Origin of the sequence: Endozoicomonas ascidiicola, from assembly GCF_001646945.1 — a bacterium.
In the GTDB taxonomy this organism is placed as follows: Bacteria; Pseudomonadota; Gammaproteobacteria; order Pseudomonadales; family Endozoicomonadaceae; genus Endozoicomonas; species Endozoicomonas ascidiicola.
In genome coordinates, this window is the sequence record NZ_LUTV01000007.1 from 300,355 (window position 1) to 314,899 (window position 14,545).

The 14,545-nt window shown below is 46.4% G+C and carries 11 protein-coding genes; 4 read left to right on the plus strand and 7 right to left on the minus strand.

The annotated features are described in order from the left end of the window. Positions 1-524, plus strand: a 524-nt coding sequence (locus AKL11_RS20400; protein WP_157673692.1) for an ISAzo13 family transposase, incomplete at its 5' end; no start/stop codon positions are given. A 139-nt stretch (positions 525-663) separates the two neighbouring features. Here the strand turns inward: AKL11_RS20400 and AKL11_RS20405 are convergent. Then, on the minus strand, positions 664-2,001 hold the full coding sequence (locus tag AKL11_RS20405; RefSeq protein ID WP_067521323.1) for a sigma-54 interaction domain-containing protein: 1,338 nt from the start codon (positions 1,999-2,001) through the stop codon (positions 664-666). A 283-nt stretch (positions 2,002-2,284) separates the two neighbouring features. Here AKL11_RS20405 and ddaH point away from each other — a divergent pair, with 283 nt between their 5' ends. Continuing rightward, positions 2,285-3,046: a dimethylargininase gene (ddaH, locus tag AKL11_RS20410; protein ID WP_067521434.1), complete on the plus strand. Its 762-nt coding sequence runs from the start codon at positions 2,285-2,287 to the stop codon at positions 3,044-3,046. 136 nt (positions 3,047-3,182) lie between these two features. Next, positions 3,183-3,992, plus strand: coding sequence for a transporter substrate-binding domain-containing protein (locus tag AKL11_RS20415; RefSeq protein ID WP_067521327.1), 810 nt, complete (start codon positions 3,183-3,185; stop codon positions 3,990-3,992). Between the two features lie 115 nt (positions 3,993-4,107). Here the strand turns inward: AKL11_RS20415 and rlmF are convergent, their stop codons facing one another. The 6 genes from rlmF to AKL11_RS20445 all read right to left on the minus strand — a co-directional run bounded on the left by rlmF (position 4,108) and on the right by AKL11_RS20445 (position 12,912). Then, on the minus strand, positions 4,108-5,124 hold the full coding sequence (gene rlmF / locus AKL11_RS20420) for a 23S rRNA (adenine(1618)-N(6))-methyltransferase RlmF (RefSeq protein WP_095210570.1): 1,017 nt from the start codon (positions 5,122-5,124) through the stop codon (positions 4,108-4,110). A 179-nt stretch (positions 5,125-5,303) separates the two neighbouring features. After that, positions 5,304-6,116, minus strand: a complete 813-nt coding sequence (locus tag AKL11_RS20425) for a hypothetical protein (protein ID WP_067521330.1) — start codon at positions 6,114-6,116, stop codon at positions 5,304-5,306. Between the two features lie 34 nt (positions 6,117-6,150). Next, positions 6,151-6,906, minus strand: a complete 756-nt coding sequence (locus AKL11_RS20430) for an efflux RND transporter periplasmic adaptor subunit (protein ID WP_172807343.1) — start codon at positions 6,904-6,906, stop codon at positions 6,151-6,153. A gap of 5 nt (positions 6,907-6,911) precedes the next feature. After that, positions 6,912-8,927: a preprotein translocase subunit SecA gene (locus tag AKL11_RS20435; protein ID WP_067521335.1), complete on the minus strand. Its 2,016-nt coding sequence runs from the start codon at positions 8,925-8,927 to the stop codon at positions 6,912-6,914. Next, the gene (locus tag AKL11_RS20440) at positions 8,920-11,061 is read right to left on the minus strand and encodes an efflux RND transporter periplasmic adaptor subunit (RefSeq protein WP_067521338.1); all 2,142 of its coding nucleotides are present in this window, start codon (positions 11,059-11,061) and stop codon (positions 8,920-8,922) included. The genes AKL11_RS20435 and AKL11_RS20440 overlap by 8 nt, the downstream gene beginning before the upstream one ends. 6 nt (positions 11,062-11,067) lie before the next feature. Further along, positions 11,068-12,912 carry a GAF domain-containing protein gene (locus AKL11_RS20445; RefSeq protein WP_245673466.1) on the minus strand — a complete coding sequence of 615 codons (1,845 nt, stop codon included), beginning with the start codon at positions 12,910-12,912 and terminating at the stop codon, positions 11,068-11,070. A gap of 203 nt (positions 12,913-13,115) precedes the next feature. Between AKL11_RS20445 and AKL11_RS20450 the strand changes: the two genes are divergently transcribed. Next, a complete protein-coding gene (locus AKL11_RS20450; RefSeq protein WP_245673468.1) occupies positions 13,116-14,519 on the plus strand; it encodes a TolC family outer membrane protein in 1,404 nt (467 codons plus the stop codon). The last annotated feature ends 26 nt before the right edge of the window (positions 14,520-14,545 follow it).

Below are 14,545 nucleotides of genomic sequence, written 5' to 3' on the forward strand. Positions count from 1 at the left end.
GCATCTATGATGTGCGGAAAAACGAAGCATCAGTACACCTGAATACCAGTTGCGATACTAGTGAGTTTGCTTGCGAAAGCATCGAATTGTGGTGGCGAGAACAAGGTCAAGTGGACTATAACAATGTTGGCGACCTGCTGATGTTGTGTGATGGAGGTGGCAGTAACAGTGCTTCGTCGTATCTTTTCAAAGAGGATTTGCAGGCACTTTCAAACAGGCTGAACTTGAGAATTCGTATCGCTCATTACCCGTCGTATTGTTCGAAATACAACCCTATTGAGCATCGCGTATTCCCGCATATCACCCGTGCCTGCAAAGGTGTTCCTCTGGAATCCGTTGAGATGGCAAAGCACTACATAGAAAAAACAGAAACGACCAAAGGGCTGAAAGTGGTTGTAAGAATTATCGACAAAGTGTTCGAAACCGGGCGTAAATATGCCACTGACTTCAAAAAGAACATGGCCATTCAGTTCGATAAATTCTTGCCAAAATGGAACTATGTCGCCATGCCCTGTACCTGCTGAAATCGGGAAGTTATTCAGGGACTATTCCTTAGTTGAATATTTCGAGTGTCAATGTGTAGCTATTGCAGCGGTAAGGACGATGGCTGACGATCAATGTCGAATTATCAAAGCTCAGTGACTATTAGAAATGATGCCCAACTCATCGGATTCCCAGTTTTTTCATGCGCGAAATTAATGTGGTTCGTGGTATGTCAAGAACACGAGCTACGGCGGAAAGATTGAATTCCTGTTGCTGAAGCGTGTTTTGTATCAAACTTGTTTCGTATTCAGACAGATGCTCTTTTAAGGAGCTTTGTTTATTCAAACGTGTCATTTCTTTAGTGGCGGTTTGTTTGGTCGGGGAGTTCGTTATCATTTCTATATTAATCAGGGTCGTATTGCCTTCGGAAAGTAGCAGGCTTCGTCGTATAACATTTTCCAGCTCACGTACATTACCCGGCCAGTCATGCGCCTCTAAATGCTGTACTGCAGAATCGCCAAGGCAGGTAATTGAAGGGTTCAGTTCAGGGCCGTACTTTACGGTGAATCGTCTGGCAATGGCGGCTATATCGCAGGCACGCTGTCGTAAAGGCGGTATTGCAATAAGGCCGACAGCAATTCGGTAATAAAGATCTTCCCGTAGCTTACCTTTTTCAATGGCATCAGAAGGCAGTTCATTGATAGCTGCAATTAATCGAAAATTCGTTTTCTGATCACGATGGCTACCCAGTGGGCGATAGCTGCCATCCTGAAGCACTCGTAGCAGCTTACTTTGTAGCTCGACAGACATGGAGTTCAGTTCATCAAGAAACAGTGTTCCATTGTCGGCTAATGCCAATAATCCCTTGTGGTTTTCTGCTCCGGTATAAGCACCTCGTTTAGTACCAAATAGCGTACTTTCCAGTAATGTCTCGGGAATGGCTGCGCAATTAAGGCAAATCATAGGGTGTCGATTGCGGGAGCTGATGGCATGAGCTCTTCTGGCAAATAACTCTTTGCCAGTGCCGGTTTCACCATAAATCAACAGCGGCAATTCGCTGGCGCCATAAATGTCAACTGCCCGGATTTGCCGATTCATTTCTGGATCTTCAGTGATAATGTCTGGCAAATCGTTGGCGACATCACTGAAAGGTTTTTCTTTTAACGAGCGGCCAATTTCAATGGCGCCGATGATATTGCTATTTTTTCCAAACAACGGCATAGAGCTGTGCATATAGTGCATTCGTAGCCCTGCTGAGCCAATGTATGCCTGATATTGATCCGTGAATTGTGCCGCTTCTGCAATGCAACGAAGCAATGAACTCTCTTCTGCGCTTAACCAGGGGCACACTTCCAGCACGTGTTTCCCCAGGATGCTTTCCGGGTCTGTGCCATCCATTCGGGCACTGGCTTGGTTGTAGTAGATGAAGTGTCCATCACGATCGACCATCGTGACTGGTTGCTCGAGAGTATCAAAGACCTTTTTGACGCAGGATACCAACCAGTTCAGTTCTTCCATAAAACACCTATACCACTTTTCGACATTATTGTTAGAACACTTGATCACTACATACAGTTTAAGGGTGTTGATAAATCGTCGCCTGTCGAAATATCGTCGGTTCTTTATGTAGATGATTACTCAAAGTGCTCGGTAGATCCAGAGTTAAGCTTTATATAGGTAAAAAAGGGGGGGAGAGTTCATAGATCAACTGGAAAAGCACTCTGTATTTTGGCATGTATCTTGAATATACGACGATGTAAAAATGAAAGTGCAGCATCATAATATCAATAAGGCAGAAACCATGTTTAAGCACGTTATCACTCGTACTCCCTGTCCTGCTTTGGTGGATGGACTCAGCGAAGCGGGCTTGGGACAACCTGATTACCACAAAGCCATGGAGCAGCATAACCACTATATCCGGGCATTGCAGTCTTGTGGTGTTGAGATCACCATGTTACCGCCCGAGAATGATTACCCGGATTCTGTGTTTGTCGAGGATGCTGTTTTATGTACACCCCACTGCGCGATTATCACACGTCCTGGTGCGGAGAGTCGCCGAAATGAAGCAGAGCTGATCGCGCCTGCTATCCAACGTTTTTATCAACAAGTTGAATGGATTAAGGCACCGGGTACATTAGATGCTGGCGATGTGATGCAGGTAGGAAGCCATTATTACATCGGACAATCGGCCAGAACCAATGAAGACGGTGCGCTGCAGCTAATAAATATTCTTGAAGCCCATGGCATGACCGGTACGATTGTGAGCCTCGAAGAGGTTCTGCATTTGAAGACAGGGCTGGCCTATCTTGAAAATGACAATCTATTGGTCGCCGGCGAGTTTGTGACGAAGCCAGAGTTTCAAAAGTACAACTTGATAGTGGTGCCTGCTGAAGAGTCCTATGCTGCCAATTGTATTTGGGTAAACGGCAAAGTGATTATGCCATCAGGGTACCCTGTTACCCGGGAGAAAATTGCTGCACTTGGCTATGAAGTCATTGAAGTGAATACGTCTGAGTTTCAAAAAGTGGACGGTGGCGTTAGTTGTATGTCGCTGCGATTCTAACTGGCAAAGCGACAAGGCAGTAACAGTCTCACTCCCTTCCATCTTAATGACTTATATCAAAAAGGGCAGGGGGCTGGGTATAACAATAATAAATCAGGCGACAGCTTCTAAATACTGGCCGCCAAAAGGAGAGAAGATGAAAAAAATAACCGCTATGCTGGCATTTGTACTTGCCTTCAGTTCTTCACTGTTTGCGTCGTATAACGATATTTGGGAACAGTCTACGCTGAATCAAGTTATTGATCGCGGTGTGCTTCGAGTGGGGCTGGATGCCGGTTACATGCCCTTTGAAATGACCAACAAACAAGGGAAAATAGTCGGCTTTGATGTGGATATTGCCCGTCAGATGGCGAAAGCCATGGGTGTTGAGTTGGAGATTGTCAACACAGCATGGGACGGCATTATTCCAGCGTTGGTAACTGATAAGTTCGATATCATTATGTCAGGCATGACGCTGACGTCTGAACGTAATCTGCAGATTAACTTTGCCAATCCGTACATTGTCGTTGGTCAGAGTGTGCTTTTGCGCAAAGGCCTAAAAGACAAAGTTAAGTCGTACAAGGATTTGAACGATCCAAAATACACGGTAGTTTCTCGTTTGGGTACCACCGGAGATATTGCAACTAAGCGTATGTTGAGCAAAGCCAAGCAGAGAATGTATGAAACGGAAGCGGACGGTGCCATTGAAGTAGCGAACAATAAGGTCGACGCATTTATCTACGATCTGCCGTTTAATGCAGTCTATGCCAGCCAGCACCCTGATCAGTTGATCCATCTTGATACACCATTTACCTATGAGCCTCTGGCCTGGGGTGTGCGTAAAGGTGATCCAGATTTTGTTAACTGGCTGAACAACTTCCTGACTCAGATTCAGGGGGATGGTACCTACGACAAAATCTATGGCAAGTGGTTTGAAAGCTCTGAGTGGCAGAAGACACTGAAGTGATTTTGAAACAATAGACTCTGGTGGTGTCAGCTCTTTGATCTTGTATGACTGCAAAATAATGGAGCTGGCACAGGTTGTTCAGTGCGTCCATGAGGGTTAGTGAAACCCTCCAGACTCAGGATTGATTGGATTTCTGAGCCAACCAGGCCGTACGTTGTTCATCGTTTTTAAAACTCCACGCAACAAAACGGCTTGTTTTTTGTCCCTGGGTCATTTCAACGACAGTGATTACTTTTGCGCCGACTTTATCAAGCTGCTTTCGAAGCCAGCGCACATTATCCTTTTTTGAAATCAACGTGGTAAACCACAACACTTGATCAGAAAAAGTCTGGCTTTCATAGGCCATCGTTTTCACAAATTCTGCTTCTCCCCCTGGGCACCATAACTCTGCTTTCTGACCGCCAAAATTCAGCGGGGTACTATTGCCTGTTTTATCCGTTTTACTAGTACTAGAGCTAGAACCACGCTTGGCTTTATTGGCACTTAAATTTGCTAGCTTACGGCTAGTGCCTTTTTGTGCTTCCTCAAGTGAACTGTGAAAGGGTGGGTTGCAGGAGGTCACATCATAATATTCATTAGGCTGAATGATGCCTTTGAAAATATGACGACTGTTCGATTGTAAACGACAGTGAACTTTCCCTCGCAGAACAGGGTTTGATTGGGCTATCAGGTTGGCATTCTCAACGGACACTGGGTCAACATCGCTACCAACACAGTGCCAGCCATATTGAGTTGCACCGATAATGGGGTAAATACAGTTGGCTCCGACACCGACATCTAAAGCTTTTATTAATTTGTGGTTCAGGTCCTTTGCTTCTTTAGTCAGTAAGTCGGCGAGGCGGTGGATATAGTCTGCGCGCCCAGGAATGGGTGGGCATAAATAACCTTTGGGAATGTCCCAGTGCCTGATTCCATAATAGGCGGCGAGTAATGCTTTGTTTAAAGATTTTACTGCAATAGGATCATCAAAATGGACAGTAGGTTCGCCAACTGGGTTTGTTACTACATACTGTGCCAGCTCCGGTAGTGCATCAATTAAACGTGGGAAATCATACCGCCCCTGATGCAGGTTACGCTTGTGCAGACCGTTTTGTCTTACCTGAGCTTGAGTTGTGATGTGACTTTTTTTCATAGAAAGAAGGGGAGCATATAAATACAGTTTATCGGGATATTGCTAAAGCCTGTGGCGCATTAGTTATCAGTAATCGCTTTGGCATTCTTCGGGAAAAAACATCACCATTACGTACCAATCTCATCACGCCATTCTACCATGAGCACTTCAAAATACATGGCTTCTTCAGAACTTGTGTTTTATAAAGGTCGTTCTTCAATATATATGGTCAGAAACGGTTGCTCATCGCGTCCAATGCCGCCAGAAATATGACCGAGGCAGTGTTGGCTGAATACTGACAGCCGTTGGTGTAAGTCTTGCTGTACATTCCAATGTTTTGCAAGTTCTAGCAGGTAAGGCAGCACGTCTGATACGGTGAATTCCCCGCTATAACAATTAATATCAAAAGATCGCCGTGGGTTGTGTTCACTCGCAATCTCCAAATAGATAAGTGGTTTTCCCTGTATATAGCGACTGTGAGAGACGAGAGGTTCCAGTAAGTATTTAAGAATGGGGCTGTTAAAACCTGCAATATTTGCCAGTCGCTTATGCATCTCTGGCAATGTTAGTAACGGGTAACACCAGTAAATATCTTCTTGCCAGTCATCTGTAGAACCAACCTGCCACTTGTAGCCACGATTCAGGGCAAAGGGTTGTCGATCATGCTTTCCCTGTTGGATAAGGGAGGCGAGCATATCCCAATATTCCAGATATATCTTTAAAGTTGGGCGGTGATCCAGCTCTTCTATCCCGAATAACAGGGTGTTGGCGTTGTCTATATTCTTAAACACCTGACGTATAATGCCCGACGGCGTTTTAAGGGCTGTTAAGAATGAATGCCATTCCTGAGGTGTTTTCTGATTTTTTTCAATCCCCATCAATACTCTTCTATCAGTGATTTGACCCGGTTTGAGTTTAATGGATCTTTCCTGCTGGAAAGTCGACTGAACGCTTTTACATTGCTGGTAGAATGTTCGCGCCTCAGGTGTTTGAAATAAATCTTCTTCTGTCACCTTGGTATCCTATTACTTATTTCAACTTTACCTTCTATGGATTATTCGTAAACTCGATACGACAGCGTGATCCTGCAATGAGGTTTTGCTTCTCATTATCAATTTCCACGGTTATCTCAAACGTATCACTGGCGGCATCAATGATTGGGTCAATGGCCTTAATGAGGCCTGGGTAGACCTGCTCAGAACCTTGGGTGAACAGCATGACGTTCATATCCTTGTTGATCTCGCCATAAAGGTTTGCCGGAAAAATGACCTGTGCGTGCAGTGTTTCCAAATTGACAATCTGCAGAAAATGAGTGTCGTCTATATACTCACCGGGTTCTTTGTCTACGTCGGTAATGACACCGGAAAATGGGCTTTTAATTTCTCTCTGGTGAAGACGAATCAGAGCCTCCTCAGCTTGAAGTTTGGCGAGTCGTTTTTCGGTCAATAATTCATCCTGCTCATGATCTGAGATCAGTTTGTCTTTATATAACGCTTTATTTCGTTGTAGTTTGCGTTCAGCAAAATCGAGGCGGGCTCTGGCGGTGTTAAGTGCGGCCTGTTCTACGGCGGATTTTAGGGTCATCAGCACCTGCCCCTTTTTTACGGTATCACCACGCTGTACTTTCAGTTCTCGGATAATTCCTGGGACTTCACTGCTTAATTCTGAGCTTTTACTGGGTTCAAGAAGACAGCTAAGCTGTTCAAAATGCCCTGTGCTGTTTGTAGCCATCACAGTTTGAACAGACGACAGAAATACAACAGGAAAAAGAGTATTGATAAAGTGACGCTTACGGATGGTCATAGTGGCTATACCTTAATATCGGTAAAGGAAAGGAGTTCCCTCTGAACGTCATCACTGCGAAGCAAGTGTTTACGTGCGCGTTCATTCTTATATTCGCATTCATTCTGACAGTGCCGCATAACCATTAATGCTATCCAGCTTTTTATTGACGGGGGAACAGGCCAAGAAAAAAGGCGCTTCAGTGTTTTTGTCCAATGAGTTGTGAATAGAGGATCTTCAAGGCATAACTGAAACTCATAGCTGCCTTTGTCACCCTGTCTGGCACAGCGACCAATCAGTTGCCGGTCAATACGTGACGATTCATGGAGGCCGGTAATAATGACGTGCAGACCGCCCAGCTGATTGGTGGTTTCATTTATTTTTATATCGGTTCCCCGTCCAGCCATGCTGGTAGCGATAGTGACACGACCCTTATCGCCAGCATTGGCAATGATATTGGCTTCGTGCTGATCTTGTCTGGCGTTAAGCACCTGATGTTTAATATGCGCTCTATCCATATACTCACTTAGCCGCTCAGAGCATGCCAGAGACAACGTGCCTATCAATACCGGACGCCCTTGTTCACTCAGTGTTCTGACCCGGGAAACCACCGATTGCCATTTCTGCTCTTCTTTTTGAAAAATCTGATAGGTCAGGGACTGCCTGCGACTGGATTTATGGGTTGGAATATCAACCACAGGCAGGTTGTATACCCGCCACAGTTCACTTCGGACGTTACTGGTGGTTCCGGTCATGCCGGACAGGTGGTGAAAGTGTCGGAAGAAGTTTTGAAAACTGATGCTGGCCAAGGTTTCTCTCGGGGCTGATAAAGGGCAGTTTTCTTTTATTTCGATCAACTGATGAAGACCCTGTTCCCAGGTTCGGTCCGGCATCATTCGTCCGGTGTGTTCATCAATGATGATCACCTTGGCTTTATCACCGCTGTCATCAATCAGGTAATGTTTGTCTTTTCCGAAAAGATGCCATGCAGTTAACGCCTGCCTGAATAGCTCAAGTCTTCTGACTCGACCTTTCCAGAGAACACCGGCATCACGGGTTATCAGGCGTGCTTTGTTTTCACCGGAGGGTGTGATTTCAATCTGTCGGCGTTGTTTCCAGACCTTATAGTCTTCGTCTTCAATAAGCTGAGGAATGAGTGCCATCGCTTGAGCGTACACTTCCTGCTGTGCTGCGATTGGTTTTTCTTCGCCGGATATAATCAGTGGTGTGCAGGCTTCATCGAGTAGAACGCTGTCGGCCTCATCGACAACAGCGAAGTGTAGTCCGCGAAGCATGAGTCTATCGATCTCAGATTGCTGGTTACTATCGGAGGTGGTTAACAGTCGCTGGGCATGGAGGTTAAGTGAGTGGTTTTTTCCTTTTAGAATAATGCTGTCTTTCAGGTAATCAAAAGCCAGTTCATTGTTGGTGCAGTACACAATATCTTTTGAGTACTGACTCTGTCGTTCATCGATTGGAAGATCCTGGGTAATCATTCCAACACTTAGCCCCAGTCGTTGATAGACAGGCGCCATTAGTTCCGCATCGCGACGGGTTAAGTAGTCATTGACGGTGACCAGGTGGGAAGGAATGCCTGCAAGTGCTGCGGTAGCAATGGGCAATGTGGCGGTCAGGGTTTTGCCTTCACCCGTCTGCATCTGGCCAATATTGCCATAGATAATTGCCAGCCCTCCCAGTAGCTGGGATTCAAAATGGTGCATGCCCAGTTCCCGGCCAGAAATTTCCCTTACCAGGGCAAAAGCCCGGCAAACCAATGTGTGGTTAAGCCCCTTATGGTGAAGGGTGTTTTTCAGACTGAGGATTTCATTGTCCAGGGCCTGATCAGAAAGCGCAGAAAACGACGACTGATATCCTTTAATCTTCCAGAGTAACGGGTAATACATCCAAACCTGTGCTTTGAATGGTCGTACAACCATTGACGTTAGCCAATGCCATACTCTGGCCGCTGGGCGTTGTTCTGATATCGCTTTTTGAGGACGATCCAGTGTAGAAGCGGGAAGGCGTCGTGGCAGCTTAAACATCAAACTGCCTCAGAAATAGTCGGCGCACATCACGATACCAGCGCCAGAAGATGGGTTCAGGCGCATGCTCAAAAAGAATATGAAGGCGCTCATCAAAACGCTGACGAGGTATTCCTTCTGCTTCAAGATCTACCCGGAAGTAGCCCTGATAACTTTGAAGCTCGTATTCTCGATCCGGTGCCAGGGCAATCAGGCCGCCACCATCGGTGGTTAGCGTATGGCTCGGTAGACGATGGGAAGATGCGGGATGGTGACGGACAATTCCGGATGTATATTCCTGCTCAGGACTTGATGCGAACTTGAGGGAAACTCCCCGGGTATGGTTTCTGACCTGATCAATGTCACTCTCGGAAATAACCGTGGTCAGTGGTAGCTTGTGGTAATTGACGATGTAGCCCAATACGTCACCCCGCTGAAAATATTTCCCTTCAATGCCAGAGCGATCAATAACGACCAGTTCTCCCTCGGTGTTGCCAGTAATAGAGAGTGCTTTGATGCGAGTTCTGGTTTCCTGTAATTCATTATTAATAAGGTTTACTTCCTGAGAAAGAATGTCAGCCTGACTTCTATCATTAATAGCGGCCTGATATCTCATTTGTGCTTCTGTGTACTGGGCGGATAACACCTTCTCTCTGGCCGTCAGATCGGCTGCGCTCATGGTGATGATGGGTTGACCAGCAGCAACCATTGCACCCGATGAAACTAACTGATGTTGAATAAATCCGTTCACCGGAGCCCGGATAATGGACTCCTTCGGAATATAAACGACACCCTGACTGTAGGTTTTATAGGGCAGAGGAATGATCATTAACAGGCAGACAATAAATCCAAGTACGACAGTGGAATACAGATAAATACTTTTTCTTTTATGCCATAGCCCAGGATCGGATATAGGTTTGGATATCAGCTTAACAACAGGGGCCAACAGGCTGCTCCAGATTGACCAGCAGGCCAGTAAAATACCGATAAAGAAGTATTTGGAGGCAACCAGTAACGATATGGCCACCATAACGAATAGGCGGTAAATGTAAGATAATACGGAATATGACACCAGCCAGATCGATTCTGCACGACTCTGGGCAACAGACTTAAGGCCTTGAACACCCAACAGGTACTGTTTGACCAGATAGCCCAATTGAGCATTGCCACGGCTGGCAAGATTCGGGATTTCCAGATAATCCGCCAGCACATAATAAGCATCGAAACGCAACAGTGGGTTGCCATTAAAAAGCAACGTGGAAAAACCACCAATTAACATCACATTAAATGCCAGTGCTCTGACGACACCCGGTTCAACATTCACCCATACAATCATCGCAATGGCAGACATCAGCAGTTCACCGAGAATGCCCACCGCTCCCACGATCATTCGTTGATGCTTATTATGGAAAGAGGAGGCAGCAGAAGCATCGACATAGGGGACAGGGAACATGACCAGCAGCATAACGCCCATCTCATGAACTTCTCCTCCCCAGCGTTTAACGGCGTAAGCATGCCCCAATTCATGTACCAGTTTTACCACGGGATACACCAGCGCCATTAGCAGCAAATTTTCAGTGGCCAGAAGGCGGTCACTGAGGTTTTCAGTCAATGCTTCCCAGTGAGTGACGGCCAATACGCCAGCCAGCAACACCGTTAATAACCAGAGCATGATGCCTAAACGACTGAAGATGCCCAATGCGATAGGCGCTGTTTTTGCTAGAAAAGCTTCAGGGTCTACCAGTGGAATACGAATGCTGAGAGGGGATTTAATCTGTTGCAGCCATTTGCTGCGTATGGCCTGAGTCCTTTGTTTCTGAAGCAGTTCGATATCCGGGAGTTTGTCTGTCTGTACGACATTGGCTTTGTTTAATTGTCCGACCAACTGAATTACTTCATCCTGCGAGGGCAGGTTGTCGCCGAGCTCATCGCAGGCAATTTCCCAGATTTGCTGCAGGGTTCGTGTGCCATCCATCAGGGCAATCATTTGGTAAGCGGCAGGTTTGAAACGGTGGAACTGGCCTGTCACATGATCCTGAAGCACATACCAGACTTTTTCTCGATATACATGGCGATGAATATGGGCATGCTTGCGCAGGCGAACCCGCAGGTCTGCTACTTTATACCATGAGCTACTGAACAGTGATCCTGACATACGCTTCTAACCCCACCAGGACCATAACTTGAGTTGCAACCATTCCCGGGTTTCCCTGAGCCAGATTCCCAGTAGGTTACGCTCATCGATGGTGATCTTGCCAATGCCTTCCATGCCGGGCTGGATTAGTCCTGTCTCAGAGTGTATTTCGCCTTCAACAATGAAGTAAGTGGCACCATCGACGGCTTCGGTTAACGGGGTGATTTTGCTCAGTGTAAAATCAAAGGGTGTTTCTGGAAGAGCTGATAGATGAAGTGTGCCGTTTTGTTCGACGTTGGCATCACTGATGCGGTTTTCCGGCACCAGCATTTTGATGCGATAACGATCCAGCTCTGAAACGGATAATAAAATCTCACCTTTTGTGACCGAGCTGCCCAGTCGCTGATCAAGGTCGCCACTGATCACCAGACCGTTAAAAGGCGCTGTCAGGTTTGCCCGTTCTAATTGACTGTCCACCAGTGCCAGCTGTGCTTCAGCCTGCTGCTGTTGGGCGGTAATGATATTGATTTTTGCCCGATCCCTGAAAGCCAGGGCTTCCTGATATTGCCGGTTCAGTTTGGCTTGTTCGGAGAGCCATTTTAGTCGTTCGAGGCGGAGGTCACGATCATCCAGGCTGATCAGAACATCACCAGCATCAACGTTGTCACCGGCTCGGGCGTGGGTGCTTTCTATATAACCATCGTAGGGCGCTACAATAGCTTGTTGAGCGGCGCTTTCAATGCGCGCCTGTGTGGATAGACGATAAGTACCTGTTGCGAAGGTGAAGAAAAGGGTGAAAATTAACAACGCTAAAGCCAGCAGTTTTCTACCGGGATACTTAGGGCCGGTTAAACGTTGGATCTGAGTTATGCCACTGTCGACTATTTTGCGCCATAAAGGTCGATCATTAAGACGCTTGTCGTTTAAGGAGGGCGTTACCAGGCTGACGATACTTTGGCACAGCTGCATATGTTCTTCGGTAATGGTCTCATGCACAGCGCCTTCCATAACAATGGCACCTGTTACAATACCCTCTGAGTATATGGGCAGTGAGAGAACACAGGCATCACTCTGAAGCTCCGATAGTTTTTTATGAGCAATCATAATGAGCGGACTGTTATTCCCATCAGGAAAACGAATGGGTTGTCTTTGATCAATGCATTCATCCATCACCTGCTCGATAGAGCGCACCAGATTCATCCGTTTACCAAACTGGGTACTGTGTGAAAGAAACTTCAATGTTGAACGTTGTTGATGGTATTCCCCAAGACTAACCCGGTCACAGTGAAACAGTGTCGCCAGTTCAGTCACCAGCCCCATGCATGCGGTGGAATAATCCGGTTCAGCTAACACGTTTGCCAGAATACCTACCCGGGCGGTCATTTCTTCTTGTGCTTTGGTCAGGTTTTCCAGACGGTGCTGGTAATTAATGACTTCCAGTCCGGCTGAACTCCATTGCAGGCTGGCCATGGCTTTTTGCAGTGCTTGCTGAGAGTCGGCTTGAATCGCCATGGCAACCAGTGCAACTGGTTCATCGTTGTCGTCAGTTATTGGATAGAGCAAAGCAAATACTTCAGATTTTTTGCCATCACTGGCCAGTGTGCTGATTTGAGGTTGGTGCCAGATATTGGGTTTCTGAGTGAGGGCGTTCAGTGTGCTAAAGAAATTAGATTCGGGTTGCCAGACCGCGGCAGTCATATCGATGTTATTAATGGGCACCTGAATAAACGCACAGTGCAGTCCATCGATGAGATGGCTTTGTCCAGAAAGCCATTGATGATAGTAGTCATCGGATGGCTTTCTGTTGAGTCGTTGTGTATCTGCTGATATGGGCGACTCTGTATCCATCACTGCTTGTTCGTCCATTTGCATAGATTATGACTGCTTTATTCTTTTTTATAATGGTCAGAAGCGAAAGTGAGCGTGCTCTTTTTTGTTAACTACTGCATATTTTTGCTTGAAACTGGTTGTCATTTATTCTCTAATCAAGTTGCAAATAAAATATCAATAAAAAGCAAGTACGTATATACCTACATGAATTATCAATGTCGGTGTCATTGCTCAAGGAGGAGTTTGTGACCATTTCACGTGGCAGCAAAGCTGCTGTGATAATAAGGCTGACTCTTGCCTTTGCCTGTTTTACGACAGTGCCCATGTATGCTCAGGCAGCAGATTTACTTGAGATATATCAGCAGGCTCTGGAGAAAGACCCGGTTTACCGAGCTGGGATGTTTGAAAATGCAGCCTCCAAAGAGATTTACACGCAGGCTCGTGCGGTTCTCTTGCCCAGTCTTCAGTTTGATTACAGCAAAACAAAATCCAAGCAGGATATTGTCAGTTCCGATAACACCGTGTTCGCCAAAGGCAATACTAGCTTCCCCACCGATGAAATGAGCCTTTCTCTGACTCAGTCCCTCTACAGTTACAGCAACTGGGCCTATTTCAAGCAAGCTAAAGCCGAGGTTCGTAAAGTGGCTGCTGATCTTGAAAGTGTTCGACAAGATCTGGTGATGAGAGTCTCAGCGGCATACTTTACGGTCATGAGAGAAAGCGACAGCTCTCAGGCAATTGAGGCGGAAGTAAAAGCCCTGGAAAAGCACTATCAACTGGTTGATCGTAAGTTTGCCAATGGTCTGGCGAACAGTACTGATTTACTGGATGCAGAGGCTCGTTTTATGCAGGCAAAGGCCCGGCAGATTGAAACAGCCAATAATCTCAATGATGCCCTGCAAGGGTTGAGAGAAATTATCGGACAGTTGCCAGATACATTAGACGCTTTGGGTGTTGATATTGCGCTTAAGCGTCCTGATCCGGCATCCATCTCCAATTGGGTTGATGCTGCTCAGGCGAATAATCCAGCAGTATTGTCCAGGCAAGGGGCTGTGGATGTGGCTTGGCAGGAAGTGCGCCGTCAAAAAGGTGGTCATTATCCGACGTTTGATCTGGTGTTAACACAGAGTTCGCGAGAAACCGGTGGTTCACTGTTTGGTGGCGGTAGTGAAGTAGACTCCCGCGATGTGCTCTTTCAAATGTCTATGCCCATCTATTCCGGTGGTGCGGTTTCCTCCAAAGTTCGTGAATCCATCAATCGGCATTACAAAGCTCAGGATGAACTTGAACTCGCACGTCGGCAGGTGACCCGGGAAACTCAAGCGGCTTATACCGGTATTGTTAGCTCCATCAGTAAAGTGAATGCACTTCAAAAGTCCGTAGAAACTTATGAGAAAGCGGCAGAAGGCAAACGTACTGCCTTTGAATCTGGTGTGATTTCCAGTGGCAGTGTGCTGGATAGCGAACGGGAATTATTTATTGCCCGCAGCGACTTTTCTGCAGCCCGTTATGACTATTTGATGAATCATCTTCGCTTGAAGAGGGCGGCAGGGAATCTTTCAGAGGCGGATATTGTTGGTATCAACCGGCTGTTGAATGGTCGGGGAATGTCAACGAATATCGATTTGCTAACGAGTTTTGAAGGCTGAAAAACATAATTCTAACGAGAGGGAAA

Excerpts from the sequence above, each read along its gene's own strand:
- AKL11_RS20415 (WP_067521327.1), top strand. The coding sequence starts at position 3,183 with ATGAAAAAAATAACCGCTATGCTGGCATTTGTACTTGCCTTCAGTTCT.
- rlmF (WP_095210570.1), bottom strand. The coding sequence starts at position 5,124 with ATGAAAAAAAGTCACATCACAACTCAAGCTCAGGTAAGACAAAACGGT.
- AKL11_RS20430 (WP_172807343.1), bottom strand. The coding sequence starts at position 6,906 with ATGACCATCCGTAAGCGTCACTTTATCAATACTCTTTTTCCTGTTGTA.
- AKL11_RS20445 (WP_245673466.1), bottom strand. The coding sequence starts at position 12,912 with ATGCAAATGGACGAACAAGCAGTGATGGATACAGAGTCGCCCATATCA.
- AKL11_RS20435 (WP_067521335.1), bottom strand. The coding sequence starts at position 8,927 with ATGTTTAAGCTGCCACGACGCCTTCCCGCTTCTACACTGGATCGTCCT.
- AKL11_RS20440 (WP_067521338.1), bottom strand. The coding sequence starts at position 11,061 with ATGTCAGGATCACTGTTCAGTAGCTCATGGTATAAAGTAGCAGACCTG.
- ddaH (WP_067521434.1), top strand. The coding sequence starts at position 2,285 with ATGTTTAAGCACGTTATCACTCGTACTCCCTGTCCTGCTTTGGTGGAT.
- AKL11_RS20405 (WP_067521323.1), bottom strand. The coding sequence starts at position 2,001 with ATGGAAGAACTGAACTGGTTGGTATCCTGCGTCAAAAAGGTCTTTGAT.